This window comes from Streptomyces sp. NPDC029292 (assembly GCF_055569295.1).
This window is the reverse complement of the sequence record NZ_JBVHXR010000005.1, coordinates 294,676-314,280: the sequence shown is the minus strand read 5'-3', so window position 1 is coordinate 314,280 and position 19,605 is coordinate 294,676. Positions and strand designations below refer to the sequence as shown.

Annotated in this window: 9 protein-coding genes, 1 tRNA gene and 1 other RNA gene; 5 read left to right on the top strand and 6 right to left on the bottom strand. The window is 72.1% G+C overall.

All coding sequences use genetic code 11. From position 1 onward, the window contains the following. Positions 1-319: 319 nt before the first annotated feature. Together ACZ4WS_RS14850 and ffs are read right to left on the bottom strand one after the other, a co-directional pair. Positions 320-2,632, bottom strand: a complete 2,313-nt coding sequence (locus tag ACZ4WS_RS14850) for a DNA polymerase III subunit gamma and tau (protein WP_467980440.1) — start codon at positions 2,630-2,632, stop codon at positions 320-322. A gap of 83 nt (positions 2,633-2,715) precedes the next feature. Beyond that, positions 2,716-2,814, bottom strand: an RNA gene (gene ffs / locus ACZ4WS_RS14845) — signal recognition particle sRNA small type. A gap of 71 nt (positions 2,815-2,885) precedes the next feature. Here ffs and ACZ4WS_RS14840 point away from each other — a divergent pair. The 4 genes from ACZ4WS_RS14840 (at position 2,886) to ACZ4WS_RS14825 (ending at position 9,969) form a co-directional block, all read left to right on the top strand. Continuing rightward, positions 2,886-2,973 (top strand) — tRNA-Ser (locus ACZ4WS_RS14840). A 473-nt stretch (positions 2,974-3,446) separates the two neighbouring features. Continuing rightward, a complete protein-coding gene (locus ACZ4WS_RS14835; RefSeq protein WP_467980438.1) occupies positions 3,447-5,888 on the top strand; it encodes a helicase-associated domain-containing protein in 2,442 nt (813 codons plus the stop codon). A 248-nt stretch (positions 5,889-6,136) separates the two neighbouring features. After that, positions 6,137-7,723 (top strand): M1 family metallopeptidase, encoded by a 1,587-nt coding sequence (locus ACZ4WS_RS14830; protein ID WP_467980436.1) that lies wholly within the window; start codon positions 6,137-6,139, stop codon positions 7,721-7,723. A 227-nt stretch (positions 7,724-7,950) separates the two neighbouring features. Next, entirely contained in the window at positions 7,951-9,969 is a 2,019-nt protein-coding gene (locus ACZ4WS_RS14825; protein WP_467980435.1) for an N-acetylmuramoyl-L-alanine amidase, read from the top strand. 74 nt (positions 9,970-10,043) lie between these two features. Here the strand turns inward: ACZ4WS_RS14825 and ACZ4WS_RS14820 are convergent, their stop codons facing one another. Together ACZ4WS_RS14820 and ACZ4WS_RS14815 are read right to left on the bottom strand one after the other, a co-directional pair. Then, positions 10,044-10,274 (bottom strand): hypothetical protein, encoded by a 231-nt coding sequence (locus tag ACZ4WS_RS14820; RefSeq protein ID WP_467980434.1) that lies wholly within the window; start codon positions 10,272-10,274, stop codon positions 10,044-10,046. Positions 10,275-10,365: 91 nt separating this feature from the next. Beyond that, positions 10,366-14,823 (bottom strand): CHAT domain-containing protein, encoded by a 4,458-nt coding sequence (locus ACZ4WS_RS14815; RefSeq protein ID WP_467980432.1) that lies wholly within the window; start codon positions 14,821-14,823, stop codon positions 10,366-10,368. 67 nt (positions 14,824-14,890) lie between these two features. On the opposite strand from ACZ4WS_RS14815, the gene ACZ4WS_RS14810 reads away from it, so the two are divergent. Continuing rightward, positions 14,891-15,277: a hypothetical protein gene (locus tag ACZ4WS_RS14810; RefSeq protein ID WP_467980430.1), complete on the top strand. Its 387-nt coding sequence runs from the start codon at positions 14,891-14,893 to the stop codon at positions 15,275-15,277. Between the two features lie 361 nt (positions 15,278-15,638). On the opposite strand, the gene ACZ4WS_RS14805 is transcribed toward ACZ4WS_RS14810, so the two are convergent. After that, positions 15,639-17,372, bottom strand: a complete 1,734-nt coding sequence (locus tag ACZ4WS_RS14805; protein WP_467980429.1) for a carboxylesterase/lipase family protein — start codon at positions 17,370-17,372, stop codon at positions 15,639-15,641. A 358-nt stretch (positions 17,373-17,730) separates the two neighbouring features. Further along, positions 17,731-19,593: a copper resistance CopC/CopD family protein gene (locus ACZ4WS_RS14800; protein WP_467980427.1), complete on the bottom strand. Its 1,863-nt coding sequence runs from the start codon at positions 19,591-19,593 to the stop codon at positions 17,731-17,733. Positions 19,594-19,605: the final 12 nt, after the last annotated feature.

The window sequence follows — 19,605 nt, the reverse complement described above, 5'->3', positions numbered from 1 at the left end:
TGTGAGGGGTTGGTGGGATCGTCCAAGGTGGGCTGTCGGGGCACGGGGTGTGCGGCCCGCCGGTGTACTGGGGCGGCCCCGCCAGGCGCGCGGAGTGCGGCGCCCGTCGGGCGCGCGGCGTGCGGCTCGTCGGCGTACGCGGTACGGCCCGCCAGGCGCGCGGCGTGCGGCTCGTCGGCGTACGCGGTACGGCCCGCCAGGCGCGCGGGGTGTGGCCCGCAGGCGTACGGGGTGCGACCCGCCAGGCGTACGGGACGCACGCCTGCGGAGGCTTACGGACGCCCACGGAGGCTTACGAGGCTGCTGGCGCCCCCTGGAGCTACTCGTTGGTGAACTCCTCCACCACCGTCGCTCCCAGCTCTCTGACGATCAGGTCGTGGCCCGAGAGGGCGGACTCGTCGAGGTCGGGGTCGTCGTCCTCGGGGATGTCGTCCTCGGGGGCGACCGGGGGCGGTTCGGGGGCCGGAGGTGATGTGGGCGCCGGGGCGGGCGCGGCCGGGGCGTGGCTCGCGGACGGGCCCTGCGGTGCGGCGGGGCGCGGAGCCGGGGCCGGTGGCTGCTGGGGCGCGGGGCGCGAGGCGGCCGGAGCCCCGCCGTAACCGCCGCCGAACCCGGGTCCGGCCGGAGCCGGCGGTGCCGAGCCGCCCGAGGCGTCGACGATCGCGTCGATCTTCCACTGGACGTTGAACTGCTCGGCCAGCGCCTGCCGCAGCACCTCCTCGCTGCCGCTGCTCGCGAAGTTGTCCCGCGCGCCCGCGTTGACGAAGCCGATCTGCAAGGTGCTGCCGTCGAACCCGGTCACCTGCGCGTTCTGGCTGAGCAGGATCCAGGTGAACCGGCGACGGTTCTTCACCGCCTCCAGAATGTTCGGCCACAGCATGCGGGGGTCGGGGCCGCCGCTCGGGGGAGCCGGAGCGGGGGTGGGTGCGGCGGCGGCAGGAGCCGACGCCGGAACGTGCGCCGCCGGAGCCGGAGGCGCACTGGGCGCGGCCTGAGCCTGCCCCCCACCGGCGGGTGCCGCCGTGGGCCAGCCGCCCGGACGCCGACCGCTGCCGGCGGCCGTCGCGGTGGGCCAGGCACCGGGTGCGGCCCCGGAGGGGGCGGCGGACGCGGCAGGAGCCTGCGGCTGCTCGACGGCCGGAGGAGCGACCGGAGGAACCGCCGGAGGAACCGTGGGCAGGGCGGCGGGCGCAGCCGGGACAGAAGCCGACTCGGACCCTGGCACCGCAGCACCGGCACCAGCACCAGCACCGGCACCAGCCGCCCCGTACCCCTCAGGGCCCTGGCCCTGTCCCTGCCCCCCGGGCCCCGCAGACCGCACCGCGGCCCGAGCCGCCGCGGCCCCGCCCCCCGGCGGAACCGACGCAACCGGCGGTGCAACGGGCCCTGCCGGCGCAACGGGCACCGCACCATGTACCTCAGGCCCAGGCACGTACCCCATGGCAGGCGCGCCCCCGCCGCCCCCGGAGAAGTTCACACCGCGCTCGACGCGGTCCAGCCGGGCCATGACGGACCGCTCGTCCCCGTACGCGGCGGGCAGCAGTACGCGCGCGCAGATCAGTTCGAGCTGCAGCCGCGGCGAGGTGGCGCCGCGCATCTCTGTCAGCCCTTCGTTGACGAGATCGGCGGCGCGGCTCAGCTCGGCGGCACCGAAGACTCCGGCCTGGGCCTGCATGCGCTCCACGACATCGGACGGCGCGTCGATGAGCCCCTTCTCGGCGGCATCGGGCACGGCCGCCAGAATCACCAGATCCCGCAACCGCTCCAGCAGATCGGCGACGAACCTCCGCGGATCATTACCCCCCTCGATCACCCGGTCCACGATCTCGAACGCCGCGGCGCCGTCCCCCGCGGCGAACGCCTCGACCACCGAGTCCAGCATCGACGCGTCCGTGTACCCGAGCAGCGAGGTCGCCATGGCATACGTCACACCGGCGTCGCCCGCGCCCGCGAGCAGCTGGTCCATGACGGACATGGAGTCACGCACGGACCCGGCCCCGGCCCGCACGACCAGCGGCAGCACACCGTCCTCGACGGGAATGCCCTCGTGCCCGCAGACCTCGCCCAGGTACCCCCGCAGGGTTCCCGGCGGCACGAGCCGGAACGGGTAATGGTGGGTCCGCGACCGGATCGTCCCGATGACCTTCTCGGGCTCGGTCGTGGCGAAGATGAACTTGAGATGCTCGGGCGGCTCCTCGACCACCTTCAGCAGGGCGTTGAAGCCCGCCGGGGTGACCATGTGGGCCTCGTCGATGATGTAGATCTTGTACCGACTGCTGGCGGGCCCGAAGAAGGCCTTTTCGCGCAGGTCACGGGCGTCGTCCACACCACCATGGGAGGCGGCGTCGATCTCGATGACGTCGATGGACCCCGGCCCGTTCCGCGCGAGATCCCGGCACGACTGGCACTCACCGCACGGGGTGGGCGTAGGCCCCTGCTCGCAATTGAGACACCGGGCGAGAATCCGCGCGCTGGTCGTCTTCCCGCACCCGCGCGGACCGCTGAACAGGTACGCGTGATTGACCCGGTTGTTCCGCAGCGCCTGCTGCAACGGGTCGGTGACATGCTCCTGCCCGATGACCTCGGCGAACGACTCCGGGCGATAGCGGCGGTACAGCGCGAGAGACGACACACATACGAGGTTATAGGCGCCCACCGACAACGAGGACCGCTCGCTGACGACGGCAGGGGACCGCTCACCGACGCACCCCCGCAAACGCAAGCGCCCCCCACGCACCCGCCAGAGCCAACCTACCCTTGCTGCCTTCCGGCCCTGGGGGAGTTCAGTCAGATAGCGCCACGTGAGGGGCTCCGCACAGGGTACAGGATCTGAGCGGGGGGAACGAGTTCGCGAGCACTCCTCAACGTCTTGTATTGTTTGCGGCGGAGGATTCGCCTAGAGGCCTAGGGCGCACGCTTGGAAAGCGTGTTGGGGGCAACCCCTCACGAGTTCGAATCTCGTATCCTCCGCCAGTGCCTCACCGGGCACGATGTCGAAGGGCCCCACCGTTCGCGGTGGGGCCCTTCGACGTTCTCCGTCTCAGTAATCCGGGGGCCTGACGGCCCCACCCGGTGAGCTTGAAAATCGGTGTGTGGTCGTCCGGCGGACATCGAGGCACCTTGGTGCGATCCGAGCCCGTGTCTCAGTAGGACGCTGAGGGTCCGCCGCCAGGCACCCGGATGTGTTGCTCCGACTGCTTCGAGTAGCTCTTCGGCCAGTCCCAGGATCTCGGCAGCTGACGAACTGCTTGCCGCCGACGAGGTAAAGCCACAGCACTTCGCCTTCACACAGAAGCGGGATTCTGTTGCCGTGGGACGCGGGCGTCCCACGCGATGCGCCATTCTGGTGTCCTGCGCGGGACCGGTTCCGGTCCGGAAGCCAACGGTGCTCGTACACGTGAGGTGTCCCCATCGGTAAGCCCAGCGGATCAACACTGGCCGCGTGGTTGAGCGGTCTCGAAATCCCGCGGCTGGAGCGGGTCCTCGCAGCTCGCTCGGACGCCGTGTCGCCGCCCGAGCCACGATCGGTCGGCGAACTGGCGGACCGCCTTCAGCGCCCTGGGTCGGTGGCGCTGGTGCTGCCCGGGCTCGCACTGCCACACCTGCAGGTGGCCGAGGCACTGGCGGCGCTGGGGCCGACTCCACGTACTGCTCTGGCGAACCTTCTGGGCGCGACCGGAGCGGAGAGCGCTCGCGGGCTGGACGCGGCCCTGGAGACGTTGGCCGATCACGCGCTGGTCTGGCCGGACGGCGAAGGGCTGCTGCGCATGGCGGCACCGTTGCGCCAAGCGTGGAGCTCGCCACTGGGGCTGGACGCACCGCTCGCCCGGCTGCTGGCGGACACGACCTCCGAGGAACTACGCCGCATGCTGGTGGCCCTGGGTGTCCAGCTACCCGGTAATACCAAACAGCAGCGGCTGACAGCCCTGGTGGATCACCACAGTGATCCGGAGCGGGTCGCCGCGGTGGCGGCAGGGGCGCCTGCGGCCACCCGGAAACTGCTTGTGCGGCGAGCGAGTCACAAGGCCGAACAACCGAGGTCCCAGACGGAGTTCGTCATCCTCGGGGCCTCACAGGCCGACTCCGAACCAGGTGCGCGCTGGGCGCTGGAGCGGGGGCTGCTGGTCGAGGACCGTCACCGGTACAGAGCCGCCTGTATGCCGGCAGAGGTGGCGCTCGCGCTGCGCGGGGCCGACTGGCACGCCCCGTTCGAGCCCGTCCCGCCCGCCGTACAGGCGGTGTCCGTCGCCTCGGCGGAAGTGGACCGGGAGGCGGCAGCCTCGGCCACGGCGTTCGTCGCCCATGCCGCCTCGGTCCTGGCGACGTGCTCCGCGTCTCCGCCGGCCCTGCTGAAGTCCGGCGGGGTCGGAGCACGTGAACTGTCCCGGATCGGCAAGGCAGCACAGTGCGACGGCATCGTCCTACGCCTCGCTCTGGAGACGGCGTATGCCGCTGGGCTGCTCGCCCGAGACGGCAACCAGGTCGCTGCGACGGACGGCTACGACGCCTGGGCGGAACGAGAACCTGCGGAGCGGCTCACCGTGCTTCTCCAGGCATGGCGGACGCTGCCGCTAGCCCCGACCCAGTCCCGCGACGAAGACGGCAGGGCGCTGCCCGCACTCGCCGGAACACCGCCCTGCGGCGGCTGTGTGCAAGCCCGCGACGGGCTCCTTGCCGCCGCAGCACGACTCCCGGCGGACCGGGGGGTGCAGAGCACCGCGGAACTGGGGCCGCTGATCGCCTGGTACCGTCCGCTCGCCGATCAGCTCCCCCAGGACACCACGCCGTTCGCCACCGTGGCCCGCGAAGCACAACTGCTGGGCGTCATCGCCCGCGGTGCCCTGTCCCCCATTGGTGCCGCCCTGCATACCGACGACGCCGCAGCACTCGCCGCGGCCTGTCAGAGGCTGCTGCCGACGGCCACCGGAACAGCCCGCTTCGGCACCGACCTCACCGCCGTCGTCACCGGCACGCCGTCCGCTCACCTCGCCGCGCTGCTGGATGCCGTCGCGGACAGGGAAGCCAGCGGCACGGCATCGGTGTGGCGGTTCCGCCCAGGCACCATCCGCCGCGCCCTGGACGCCGGCCGCACACCCGTCGCGATCGCGGCCGACCTGGCCGCTGTCGCCGTCGGCGCCCTCCCGCAGCCGCTGTCGTACCTGATCCACGACGTCGCGCGCAGCCACGGCCGTATGCGCATCGCCCCCGCGGCCTGCGTGATCCACGGCGAAGAACCCGCCCTTCTCGCCGAACTCGCCGCCCACCGAAAGCTCACCGCCCTCGGCCTACGACAACTGGCACCAACGGTGCTCGTCAGCCGGACCCCGCTCGACAAAACCCTCGCCGCACTCCGGGCCGCGGGCTATGCCCCCATCGCCGAGGCCGCCGATGGGACCGTACGCGTGGAACAGAGCCGACGCCGCCGCGCCGCCGCCCCGGTCCCGCCCCCACGCCTGCCAGGCGGCACGTCGGGCAGGCGGAACACGGGCGCTCGTACTCCACGGATCCCGGCGACCGGATCCCTGAGCGCCCTGGCCGCCAAGCTGCAGGCCGCCCCGCCGACCTCCCCCACTCTCGGCTTCGCTCGAGCGGGGGGACCCCCATCTGAACCCGATCCGGACAACGGAATCCCCTTCGACAGCGATACCGAGGAAATCGTCGCCGGGTACGCGCGCCTGCTCTCCCTCGCCGATGTCCGTCAGCTGGCCCATGCCATCAACGAAGGCCGGCCGGTCACCATCGAATACGTCGCCGCCTCTGGCAACCGCACCGTACGCACCCTCAGCGAACTCGATCTCGACCCGCCCTACCTGTACGCCTGGTGCCGACTGCGCAACGACGAACGCGTCTTCACCCTCTCCCGCATCCACGGCGTCATGCCCGCGTAGCCCACGCCATGCCCCCTCCATGGCAGGGTCCGTCTCAGTTGGCCTTACGTTCCTGGGGCGACTTGCCGGTCGCCCGATATCAGGACATAAGCAACTATGGGCATCCCTTACTGACATAGTGCGGCCATGGAGATCACGGCCGCCGGCAGCCGAGTCAGTCGCACGACCGGAAGCCGCGTGCGTCGTACAGCCGGAAGCCGCGTGCGTCGGCCGATCCGGGTATCCCGCGACGCCCGCCGGTTCGTCCGGTGAAGGCGTCGGTCAGGCGGTCCCCGGAGGAACCGGCCCGGCGGGAGCGCCCGCGCCGTGGCCTCCGTACCCGCCGCGCGGCCCTCGCCCTCGCGGGTGCCGTCGGGATCACCGGTGCCGCCATCCTCGTCGGCGTCCTCTCCTACGGGGGTCACCGCTCCCCCGCTCATCCCGGCACCCACGCCCCAGGTCCCTCCGCCGCCTCGTCCGGCGCGGAGCCGTCCCCCGGCGCACGGGGCATCGGCGACCCGCTCCTGCCGCTCGACGGCAACGGCGGCTACACGGTCCGCCACTACACGCTCGCCTTCGACTGGCGGACGCCGAGGGCGCCCGTCGAGGCCGGCACCACCATCAGCGCCACCGCCACGCAGGCCCTGTCCCGCTTCGACCTCGACTTCGCGGGCAACACGCTGCACACGGTCACCGTCGACGGCGCACCGGCGACCGCCGTACGCGACGGCGACGAGCTGGTCGTCACTCCCGCGAAGCCGATCCCCCACGGCAGCACTTTCACCGTGCGGGTCGCCTACACCGCCGACCCGACGCAGCGACGGCACCGCAGCGACGCGATCGGGGACTACGGGTGGGTGCCCACGGCCGACGGCACCGTGCTCTATCCGCAGCCCAACGGCGCCAAGATGATCTTCCCGGCGAACGACCACCCGAGCCTGCGGGCGCCGGTCACCTTCCGCATCACCACCCCGCCGGGCCTCAGCGCGGTGGCCAACGGCCGGCTCGTCGAGCGTGTCCGGCGGCCCGACGGACGGGTCCGGTGGACGTACGACTCCGAGCAGCCGGTCGCGGCGCAGCTGGTCCAGGTGGCGATCGGGAAGTTCGTGTTCGTCGAAAGCACCGGCCCGCACGGGCTGCCCGTCCGAGACGTGGTCCCCGGGGGCCTGGTCGCCGACACGGAGGCGTACCGCTCGCTCACCCCCGAGCACCTGGCCTGGCTGGAACGGCGGCTCGGCCCGTACCCCTTTCGCCGCTACGGCGTGCTGGTGGGGGACACCGACCTGCCGGTGGCGCTGGAGACGCAGTCGCTGTCCCTCGTGCCGAGAGACGACCTGCTGGGTGACCGGGTCGACGCCGAACGCAACCTCGTGCACGAGCTGACCCACCACTGGACCGGCGACAGCGTCGCCATCCGGCGGTGGTCCGACCTGTGGCTGAGCGAGGGGCACGCCCGTTTCTACGAGCGTCTCTACTCCGACACGCACGGCGGCGACAGCATCGAGGCCGCGATGCGGGCGGCGTACGAGCAGCACGACCAGTGGCGTCATGACGACGGGGCGCCCGCCGAACCCGGCACCGAGGCGACCCTGTTCAAGCAGATGCGGTACGACGGCTCGGCGCTGGTGCTCTACGCCCTCCGGGAGCAGGTCGGCGAGGATACCTTCGAAAGGATCGAGCGGTCCTGGGTGACGAAGTACCGGGGCCGGGCCGCCGGCACCCGGGACTTCGTCGCGCTCGCGTCCGAGGTCGCCGGCGAGGACCTGAACCCGTTCCTGACCCGGTGGCTGTACGGGGCGCACACCCCGCCCATGCCGGGGCACCCCGACTGGCAGGTGGACCCGGTCCAGGACTGATCCGTCACGCCGCCGGTGCCGGACCGCACCGCGCGGTACGGGGGCTTGGGCCGACTCCCCGCCGGAGGGGACGTGCTGCCGCCGACCGGGTGGCCGCAGCGGGGTGGCTGGTCCACGTCAGTGACGGTTGGCGCGACGTGCCGTGTCGGGCACGGAAACGTACGGGGGGTGGTGCAAAGGGCAACTCCTTGTCCTGGCTACGACGAGCATGGTTGGAGACCCCTGCGATGAGAAAACGTTTCTCCCCCCGTGTCGCCCCCCGTGTCCCCAGGGCCGAACAGGGGCACCGCCGGGCAGTCCGCGTGACGGCAGTCCGTGTGACCGCGGCGGCGGCACTCCTGACGCCGCTGCTGTTCGGCCCGCCGGCCTTCGTCGACGTGGCGGCCGACGAGCACCTGCAGGACGCCTTCACAGCCGCCGCGGACGAGTATCACGTGCCGCAGAGTGTGCTCATGGGCGTGTCCTACCTGCAGTCGAGATGGGACTCCCGGCCGGGCGCCCCGAGCGTCGTCGGCGGCTATGGGCCGATGCACCTGGTGGACGTCCGCCAGGCCCCGGCGCCGCACCACGGGAGTACCCGGCCGCTCGAGGGGACGGCGGGGCCGTCGGCCTCACCCGAGTCGAACACCTCGGGCAGCCGCTCCGAGCAGCCGGCGGACCTGCAGCGGGCCGCCCGTCTGACCGGGGCCCCGGCGGGGCGGCTGCGGACGGACGCCGCCGCCAACGTGCGCGGGGGCGCGGCACTCCTGGCGGCGGCGCAACGACAGCTCGGCAAGCCGCTCAGCGCCGACCCGGTGGACTGGTGGGAGGCGGTGGCGCGCTTCCCGGGCACGGGTGACGCCGCGTCAGGGGCGACATACGCGAACGACGTCTTCGCGGTGATCCGCCGGGGCGCGCACCGCACCACCGACGTGGGGCAGCGCGTCACCCTCCCCGCCAGCCCGGGCGTGCGTCCCCAGACCCCCAGCCCGGAGGGCGCACAGTGGTCGAAGGAGGTCGAGTGCCCCGCGGAGTTGACCTGCGACTGGCTCAGCGCGCCGTACGTCCAGATCGACGACGACGGCGACTACGGCAATCACGACCTGGCCGACCGGCCCAGGGACCAGAAGATCGATTACATCGTCATCCACGACACCGAGGCGAAGCTGCCGCTCATGTTCCAGACCGTGCAGGATCCGACCGAGGCGTCGTGGCACTACTCGATCCGCTCCAGCGACGGCCACGTAACCCAGCACATCAAGACCAAGGACACGGCCTGGCACTCCGGCAGCCAGTTCGTGAACGCCCGCTCGATCGGCATCGAGCACGAGGGATTCCTCACCCGGCCCGACGCCTGGTACACGGAGCAGATGTACCGGTCCTCGGCCCGCCTGGTGCGTTACCTGGCGAAGAAGTACGGCGTCCCGCTCGACCGTCAGCACATCATCGGCCACGACAACGTGCCGGCGCCGACCGGCTCGGCCATTCCCTCCATGCACGAGGACCCCGGCCCCTTCTGGGACTGGCGGCACTACTTCGACCTCCTCGGCGCGCCACTGCGTGCCACGGCCGGACCGGACAGCGACATGGTGACCGTGCTGCCGGACTTCGCCACCTACAAGCCGCGGTTCACGGGGTGTACCGGGCACGGTGTGCCGTGTGCGCCGCACGGCTCCAGCGCCGTCCGCCTCCACACGGAGCCGCACGAGGACGCCCCGCTGATCCAGGACCCGGGCCGGCGCCCGGACGGCGACGACTCCACGGAGGACGTCAGCGACCTGGGGTCGCGGGTCTCCACCGGCCAGACCTACGCGGTCGCCGGGCGCAGCGGCGACTGGACGGCGATCTGGTACCTGGGCCGGAAAGCGTGGTTCAAGAACCCGAAGAAACACCCGACGGCCGTCGGTGCGACCGGCCGGATGGTGACTCCGAAGGACGGCTTGAGCGAGATCCCTGTGTATGGACGCGCCCTCCCGGAGGACGACGCCTACCCGGAGGGGATGACGAAGGAGCCCGAGTCGCCGCTCCCGTACAGCCTCCTCGCCGGCCAGCGGTACGTGACACAGTCCCGCGAGGTGGGTTCCTACATCGACAGGTCGTCCTACACCGACACACCGAGCCTGGTGGTGAAGGGCCAGGAGGAGTACTACGAGATCCAGTTCGGCTACCGGCTCGCCTACGTCCGGGCGAGCGACGTGGACGTGGTGGACGCACGGGGCGCGGCAGGACCGTCGTCAGGACGAGCGGCCCGCCCTCCCCGGCGGTGACAGGGCCGAAGCCGGAGGCTGCCTCCAGGCCGCCGAAGACCTCGCGATTCCGGAGCATGGGCCCCTGCCACTCTCTAGAGGACCGGCAGGGCTTCCCCGGGGCGGGGTGTGCGGCGCTGGTCCAGCCAGAAGGCGTAGGCGCGCAGATATCCGGTCGCCATGGAGTCGGTGGCCGCACCGTAGAACGGGCCCGGGACGTTGCGCCAGTTCCGTTCCGCCCAGACGCCTGAGAAGACTTTCCACGCCGGATCCTCGCCGCTGACGAGCCGCCGGGCCGTGGGCAGGGGGTCCCAGTAACCGTGCAACGCGATCCCTTCTCGGTGGCCTCTGCTCGGCTCAGGGCGAGTCCCGGTCCTCTTCGACATTCTGCGGCTCGGCCGGCTCGGCCGGGCGTGCTCAAGTCCCCGCATGGACGTAAGCCGCCCAGACATGGGGCCGGTCGGGGATCCGGCGCCGTAGATCTCGGACGGTGTGGTGCAGGGCGTGGGCGGAGGAGTCGGTGCCGTTGTCCGTCATGCGGGTGTAGAAGCCCCGGGTGACCTGGTCCGCGTGGGTGCTGTCGATTTCCCAGAGGGTTCCTACCGCGGTGGGGAAACCGGCGAGGAGGAAGGCGCTGGTGATGTGGATGGCCTCGTCCGTGAGGCGCTCGGAGGTGCGTGCGGTGCCGCAGGCGGCGAGGAAGGCGAGGCGTGCCGATTGGGGCCGGGCGCGGCAGATCTCCAGGACGGACAGCGGTTCGCCGCTCGGCAGGTGGAGGAGGGCGCCGGAGGGTTCCGTCGGGTCGGTGGCCGCGTGGCAGCCGAAGTGGGCCCAGGGGGTGGTGCCGAGCGCGGCGAGTACGGCCTCGCGGGTCGCGGCGGCGCCGACCAGCGGTTCACGCGCGCCGAGCAGTCCGGCCGCGTAGTAGGCCGCCGCCGCGACGCCGGGCAGTTCGTCCTCGGGCGACGCGACCAGCAGGGCGCTGAGGTTGTCGGCGGTGTCGCGGTGCTCGGCCCGGGTGCGCGCGTACGCCAGGGTCTGGAACCCGGGTACGTACGACGACACCACGGAGTCGAGCGCGGCGCCGCAGCCGTCGAGTTCGCAGTCGGGCAGTGTGCACTGCGCCGCGTGCAGCGGCAGGGCGTTGAAGGGTCCCGTGGGCACCCACCAGACCCGTGGCCAGGTGCCTTCGTCGGGAACGGAACCGGGAGCGGCATCGGGAACGGGAACGGGAACGGGATCGCATGAACCGACCAGTGCGAGGATCGGGCGCACGATCTTGTGCCAAGTCCACGAAAGGGTTCCGCGCACCGTTGCCCCGGCGGCGATGAGCTGCGCGGGGGACGGCCTCGACGCGCCGTGCGCGTTGATGGCGTCGACGGCGTCGCCCAGCCTCCGGGCCACGTCGGTGATCTCGTCCGCCTCGGCGTCGAGACGAAGGGCGGTGATCGACCCGGCCGTCACGACAAGGGCGTAAGCGTGGTGCCGTGCGTGGTTGAGCACGACGATCGGGCCGACGGCCGCGAGTGAACGCAGTTGTTCGGCGGAGAGCGGACGCAGGAAGCCGTCGAACCCCGGCTGGGTGCGGATGCGCTCGACCAGCTCGTCCAGTTCTCGCGACGCGCGGAGCTTGGCGAGTCGGGACCACTCGGCGTGCCCGGTGGGGGCTGGGTCGGCCGCAGCCGGCTCGGCGGCGAGCCGGTCGGTCAGCCGCTCGAACTCGCCGGCCAGTGCGGGGTGTGCCGACCGCAGTTCACCGATGTCGGCGCGGGCCTCGATCCGCCGGGCCAGCAGCAGTCCGCGCCCGCGTTCGAGCAGCTCGGCGGCGCGGTCGACGTCGGGCCCCGCGACGACGTGGAGCTTTCGGGAGAGGACGGCGGGGTCGGGCAGGGAGGTCTCGGGCAGGGCGGCGTCCGGCGGGCGCTGTTCTCGCAAGGCCGCCAATGCGTCCTTGACCTCGCCGACGAAGTCCCGTGCACCGGCGGCAGCTTGACGGCCGAGGAGGACCAGGAGGAGCAGCTCGATGATCTGCCGTATGTCCCCTTCGAACGACGTCAGACCGTGCTCGGCGGACTGCTGGTCACTGCCCCGGTCGGTGACGTCGGCCATGGCCTCGACGGCCGCTTCGAGGTGAGGCAGGGCCAGGTCGACACGCTCCCTCCCCAACGCACCGGCGGCGGCCCCGAGTTCACCGTGCGCCCGGAACCACACCGGAACCATGGGGTCGCGCAGCACGGTGGGGTCGGCGGTGCCGGACAGGCGGGTGTGAAGAGCCGCCAACATGGCCTCCACCGCGTTCGCGGGGGCCTGCGGCGGGGGCGCGGGCGGCTGGTCCGACGGGGAGATCGGCGGCAGGCTTCCTTGCCCGATGACACCGATGAAGACGTGCATTGTGTCGGCCCAGCCCTCAGGTGCCTCCCCCTCGACGGCGCTGACCACCTCGTCGGCCTCTGCCACGAGGCGTGCCGCACGCTCCGGATCGGCGCCGCGCACCACGACGGCACGCTGGGTGAGCGCCCGCATGAGCGTGGACGCGGTGAAGAGCCGCATCGGGTCGCCGGCCGGACACGCCGCGAACGTGCTCCGGCATTGGCCGACATGGACGTCGGTGATGTCGGGCCGCGGACCACCGCCGGGCCCGATGGTTTCGACGAGGTTGAGCAAGGCATCGCCCGTCATGTCGAGCCCCGGAGAACCGCCCGGACTCTCCGGACCCTCCGGACCGTCCCCGGCCCGGGCAGCCGCTCGACCGCTGAGTTCCTTGAGCCGCAGCGCGATGTCCCGGGCACGGTCGAGCTGACCCGGTTCGTGGCCGATCACGTAGTTCCCCACGGCGTTGATGAATTCGGTACGGGCCGACATCACCGCCAAGTTGATGTCGGCGGGTGCCCCTTCGGGCGCCGCGGTGGCGAGCAGCGCGGACGCCTCTCGCAGCGCCTCCGCGTCGAAGCGCCCGAACGACCAGGACGTGAGCGCGAAGGCGAGGACCTGATCGAATTCTCCGGAGGCGTCGTCGGGCGCGTGCGAGCGCGCGTAGCGCAGCAGCGGAACGGCCTCGTCGAAGGTGGTGGGATCGCCGGTACGGACACCGTGGGCGGAGAGCGCGCTGCCGAGCGCCGCGGCCAACGCAGCCCGTAGGGAGGGGTCGGCCTCCCCGATGTCCGCGAGCGTCTCCCGCATGACCGCGATGTCGGAGCCGAGGTGTTCGGGGTCGTCGAGCCCGACGTCGTCGAGGCGGGACATCATGGAGACCAGGTTGGCCAGGTCCCGCAGGTCCTCCGCGTCGCCCGGCTCGTCGCTGTTGATCACCGCTGCGGCGACAGGCAGTGCGGCGTCGAAGAGGCCACGGCGCAGCAGACCGAGCGGCAGGAAGTCGGCCGGGGCGTCGGCCGCCACCTCGTCGGTCAGCGTCCGGGACTCCGCGGCGAGCCGGTCCGCCCCGGCGGGTTCGGTCTCCCGCAGAGCCTGCGCGCGCGATCCCGTGAGCGCGGCCAGTACGGCGACGTAGGCGTAACGACGCGGCTTGTCGGCGGGAAGTCCGGCAAGGGCGGTGCGGTACCGGGCGATCCGCTCCTCGGAGGAGACCTCGCAACGGGCTCCGGTGATGGCGGCGACCACGTCGAGGATTTCGAGGTCGATGTCCAGGGCGGGTGAGGGCTCACCGTCGCGTGCGGCGCGCTCCCTGAGCTGCTCGACGAAGTGGCCGAGCAACGGCCCGGCATTCTGGAGGCCGTTCGGATCGTCGCTCTCCGCCAGCTTCCGCAATTCCCGGTAACCGGCGAGGAATTCCGCGTCGGCCTCGCTCAACGTGCCCGTCACATCGACGGTGGCGAGCAGTTCGGCCGCCTCCCGTGCCGCCTCACCTGCCACCTCGTCGTCGCCCCGCTCCTGGGCGAGGGCCGCGAGCGTCCGGCCCAGGGCGGCGACCGCGACGGGATGGCCCGGATGATCGGCGGGGGTATGGGCGACCGCCGCGCGCAGCCGCCGCACACCGCAGGCGATCCGGCCGGCGTCGTGCTCCTGTACGCCCGCGTCGGCGATGACCGAGCCGACCCGCAGGTCCATCTCCCCCGGCCAGGAGGCGGGTTGGGCGTCCAGCTCGCGCAGGAAGCGCAGCCCCTCGGCGGCCTCCGGGGTGAGGGCCCCTTCCGGGGCGGCCGCCACCAGCCGCTCGATCTCGGCGAGCGGAGGTTCGCCGAGCAGCCGCGCGGCGTCCAGTACGGTCCCGAGGGCGACCGCGGCCGCCTCGGCGCCCTCCGGGCCGACGGAACGCAGCCCGTCGCACGCCACTCGCCCGTGGTGGGCCGCGGCGGCGAGCGCGTCGGGGTCCGCCGCGAGCTGGAAACGCGTCACCTGGAGCCCGAGGCCGTGGAACGCCAAATCGACCAACGCCTCGTGGCCCTCCGGCAGGAATTCATGTGCCGTGTCGGACCAGGCGAGCGCGCGGTCCAGCGCGGCCAGCCGGTCGGGCTCCCCGAGATCCGGCACGTTGACGACGGCATCGCCGTATGCCGAGCTCACGAGATACGCGAACCGCATCTCGTGCAGCGGATCGGCGGGGTCGAAGTCGTCCCGCAGGGGCTCGGGAAGCTGCGCGTCCTCGGGCACGCGCGGGCACAGGAATCCGAAGGTGTTCAGCGTGATCATCACGTTCTGCTGCGCGTCCGGGTCCTCGGGACCCTGATGGCGCAGCCAGAAGGTCCAGCAGACGGCGGCGACCGCTTCGAGATCGATCGCTCCCTCGGGCGACGGCGCGGCCTCGCGGAGCAGGGCCAACGCGTCACTCACCGCGTCCTGTCCGCGCAACGGCGCGGGATCCCGAGCGTTCTGAGCGGCTACGAGGCGTGCGACAACCCGGTCCTGAAGCTCAGTCATCCTTCATTACACTAATCTGATCTCACGTCAGAGGGCAGTGGTTCTCCGGACTTTCAGGGAGTCTGCGGTGGGGGACGGGGCTAAAGCGAGCAGGGTTTACGAGGATGCCGTCGAGTACCTGTGCCGCAATGTCGACGCGGTACGCGATCTGATCGGCCCCGGACTCTGGGACGCGCCCTTCGCGGTCGTCCGGGACGGCACCCCACTCTCCGGTGAGTGGCGGGACGCCGTACGCGCACTGCACCACGCGGCCGAGGCGGCCGGAATCCCCGGCGGGCTCGGCCTGCGCGCCACGATGGGCGTGGGCGACTGGCCGTCCGCGCCCACGCCGCAGTCGGTCGGCTGGGTCTGCCCCACGGGCCGCTGCACCCGGGTGGACCTGCGCGAGGGTGCGGTCCCGGAAACGCCGACCTGTGCCCTGGCGGGCGGGCCGATGCGCCTCGTGGACGGCTGAGGACGGTGGGCCTGCTCCTCGAACTCCAAAAGCGCATACCCGACGGGAGGTTCCTGCGGCGGTTGCTGCCCGCAGTGCCGACCGGCTCGACGCGCGCAGGGCCCGTACCGGGTCGGACAGGCCCGGCTCCCCCACCTGGTCGGGCGACCGGTTCCGCGCCGCCGAGTGCGGTCTGCTGTCCGTCGACACCAGCCGCCGGGCAGACGTCGCTGGTGCTCCGACACGGTATGCGGCGGCGGAGACCGCGCCGCCGCATACCGCCGCCGAAAGCGCACCCCGCAGGACGAGGAAGACACCACTTCACGCGGTACGACCTGGAGCACGGACAAGAAGTGGACGAGCCAGTACTCGTCAGCACTTGTCAGTACTCGGTCGTCTGCGCCTGCAGATAGTCCTTCAGGAAGGCGTACTTGGCGTCGCTGTCCGCCGCCGGGAGGGGTGCGAAGTTGTCGCCGAGTTCCATCGACACCGGCTTCGCCGTGCGCAGGGCGGGCCAGGCGGGCAGGGTCGGGCGGCCATGACCGCCGTTGGGGTTGCCGGTTGCCGCGAAGTTCGCCACGTACGAGGAGGTGGTGTCGGCGATCGCGTAGTCCTCCTCGGTCCAGGGGCGGTCGGTGCCGTAGAGGTTGCCGAAGAGGTAGTACTTCTCCGCGCCGTGGTACGCGCCCGCGCCGTCGGCGGGTTCGATCGGGTTGGTGGTGTCCGAGCCCGGGGGAACGTGCGTCCACCAGTAGTTGTAGACCGGGCTGCGGTTCTGGGCGGTCTGCCTGAACTGTGTGCCCCACAGGAAGGTGGAGACGCGCTCCTCGTCGCGCGCGTAGTTGTTGTACTGCGCCGCCGCCTCCGCGTCGGTGCCGGCCGGGTAGAGCGCGAGGAATGCGTCCGCCTGGTCGCCGAACGTGGTCTGGGCGTACGCCTGGAACTGGGCGACCGTCATCTTCAGGGTCGGCGAGGCGCCGTTCTCGTCCTTGTTGTTGCCGGTGAGGACCGGCACGTCGTAGTCGGTGCGGGACTCCATGGCGCCGGTGTACGTCGTCGGCAGTACGTAGCCGTCGAGGACGTTGCCGAAACTGGTGCCGGCGGCCGGGGCACCCTGCGCGTACACCTTGGTCACGATCTCGTCCGCGGTCAGCGCGCGCAGCTCGGCCAGCGAGGAGGCGCCCATGTACGAGGCGAACGCGGTGCCGTTCGCCTCGGCGGCGGACAACTGCGAGTAGCCGCCCGCCACATGGCCGAGCGCCGGGTCCTTGGTGTACTGCACGCCGGCCGACAGGAGCGCCCGGTGGAAGAGGCCCCGGGCGAGCGGGGAGATCATCGAGATGTTGACGAACGACGAACCGTGCGACCAGCCGGCCAGCGTCACCCGGTCCGGGTCGCCGCCGAACCCGGCGATGTTCCGCTTGATCCACTTCAGCGCCGCCACCGTGTCCAGCACACCCCAGTTACCGGACCCGCCGTGCCCGCCCTCCGCGCTCAGCTCGGGGTGGGCGAGGTTGCCGAAGGCGCCGACGCGGTGGTTGTAGGTGACGACGACCGCGCCCTTGGCCGCCAGGTTGGCGCCGTCGTACACCGGCTGCGAGGCCCACATGGCGCTGTTGCGTCCGCCGTAGATCCAGACGAAGACCGGACGGCGCTCGCGCGAAGAGGCCGCGCCCGTCCAGATGTTGAGGTTGAGGCAGTCCTCGCTCAGCGGGGGCACCTTGTCGGCGGCTATGCCCGTGACGGGCTGGGGACACGCGGCGCCCCAGGTGTCCGCCTTGCGGACGCCCTTCCAGGACGGTGCCGGCTGCGGCGCACGCCAGCGGTTCTTCCCGGCGGTGGAGGCGGCGTAGGGGATGCCCTTGTAGACGGTGATGCCGGGGAGGGCTGCCGGAGCGCCGGTGACCAGGCCGGACTCCGTTCTCACCGGGCTGTCGGAGGCACTGTGGGAGGCGCTGTCGGAGGCACTCGTGGAGGAGGGGGAAGCCGCCGACGCGGGGGCGGCCTCCATGCCGCCGAGCAGCGCCGCGCCGACCACGGCACCGGCGGCGCGGCCGATCAGGCCACGGCGACCGAGTGCGGCGGAGGAAGGATCGGAGGGAAGGACGTCTCGCAAGCTCACAGGGTCTCTCTCCCGGTCGAAAGGATGGGATGGACCATTCGCGTGCACAGCGCTGTGCGCGGACCCGCCTGCGAATGAGTCGATGAGTCGCCCATGCTGTGGCCGACCTCAGGGGGCGGCAAGAAGCACAGCTGCAACTCACAGCTTTCGGCCAGGAAACCTTAGATTGCGCGCTGAGCGGTTTGACGGTTCAGACAGCTGTCCGCCTCCAACGGACGTCAGATGGACACCGCGACGGCGTCGAACGCCGTCTCCGGCGTCTGAGCGCAGGAAACCGTCGGGGAGCGGGAACTCGGTCGGCCGAGCGGCCGCCGGGGCGGATGAGGCTTGCGCTTGCCGTGCCGGCGGCGAATCAGCCGATCGTCACGGACTTCGAGACGGTGACCTGATCGATGTCCGTCGTGCGCACCGTGGCCTTCATCGTCCAGGTGCCGGCTATCGGGAGCGTGAGGCCGTCCGCACCCCAGTAGCCGCCCTTGTCCGTGAGCTGCGCGTCGATCGGGCCGATCTGCTGCGCGGCCAGGGTGAAGGTGAGGCGCAGTTCGGGGACGGTCGCGATACCGCCGTCGGGGCCGAGGATCACGGCCTGCACCGAGTTCTCGCCCACCCGCCCCGGCGTCAGCTCGATCTGCACCTTGCCGTGACCGCCCGGCGTACCGACGTCGAAGGGGATCAGCGTCGTCGAGACCGTGGGCCGCCCGGGGTCGGCGGCCGAGGCCGCCGAGGCCGCCGCGCTCTCGGTGGCCGACCGCCCCGGCTGGGTACCGGTCAGCAGCGTGGTGATCACGAGAACAACGATGCCGACGGTGACCTCGGCGAGGACCGAGCGGCGCAGGCCACGCCGATACACCGCCGGATCGGCATCGGCGCCCGCCTCGGCTCGTACGTCCTCGGGGGCGGCGCCCGTGTCCACGGCGGCGGGCCCTCCGACCGTCTCCGGCACTCGGCGCCCCACCGGCACCGTCACGGCCACCCGCCCCGAGGCCGTCGCGACCGCCAACCGCCCGGTCCAGCGCCGCGAATACCCCGCCCCCACCAGCACCACCAGCACCGCGCACAGCTTGGCGACGAGGATCCTGCCGTACGACGTCGAGGTCAGGGCGTCCCAGGAGCCGAGGCCGCGCCAGGACTGGTAGAGGCCGGTACCGGCGAGGACGGCGACCGAGGTGAGGGCGAGCCGGGAGAAGCGGGTGACGACGGCCGTGGGGAGGGGCTCGGCCGGGCGGTAGAGGGCGGTGAGCAGGGCGGTCAGCCCGCCGAGCCAGAGTGCCATGGCGAGCAGGTGCAGTACGGCGGAGACCATCGCCACGGGGACCTGGATCCCGGCGGACGCGTGTTCGGCGGCGGCCCAGGTGACCGCGAGACCGAGGGCGAGCAGCCCGCCGAGTGCGAGAAGGCCCCGCCCGCGCTGCCGTACTCGTACGGGACAGAAGGCCGCCGCCCCGAGCAGCACCAGCCGTGCCACCAGCGCCACCCCCGGCCTGCTGGTCAGCGTCTCGCGCAGGACGGCCGGGTCGAAGGCCTCGGCCGGGCCGGTACCGCGTTCGTAAGGGCCGCGCAGGAGCAGCAGCGCGAGCGTGGACAGCAACAGCGCCCACCAGCCGGTCAGCAGCAGGCGCCGCACACTGCCCGGGAACCCGCAGACCAGGACGAACCCGGCCGCCCCGATGAGCAGGGCCAGACCGCCGTAGGCGACGTAGCGGGCGATGTCGTAGAGCGAGCCGGAGACGGTGTTCCCGCCCGTCACGGAGGGCAGGGCGGCGCTGGTGTCGGAGGGTTGGCCGATGGAGAAGGTGAAGGCGCCGGAGACGGGGTGGCTGTCCGCCGAGACGACCCGCCAGGCCACGGTGAACGTGCCGGTGCCCAGACCGCGCGGCAGGGTCACGCGGGCGGTGCTGGAACGACCGCCCGCGTGACCGGGCTCGCCCGTGTGAACGCGCCGGTTGTCCGGGGTGAGCACGCGGAAGGAGTCGTCGAGGAGACCGACGGACTCGCTGAACGTCAGCGTCACCTGCCGGGGCGCCGACTTCAGCACACTGCCGTCCTGCGGATCGGTGCCGGTCAGCGCGGCGTGCGCGGAGGCGCCACCCGCGCCGCCGAAAAGAACAAGCACCAGCACGGTGCCCAGCAGCGCCAGCCCCCGGACGATGCCCCGCCGGTCTCGCACTCCGCTCACACGCCGTCTCCGTATCCGCCGTACCCGCCGTATCCGCATTTCCAGAGTCTC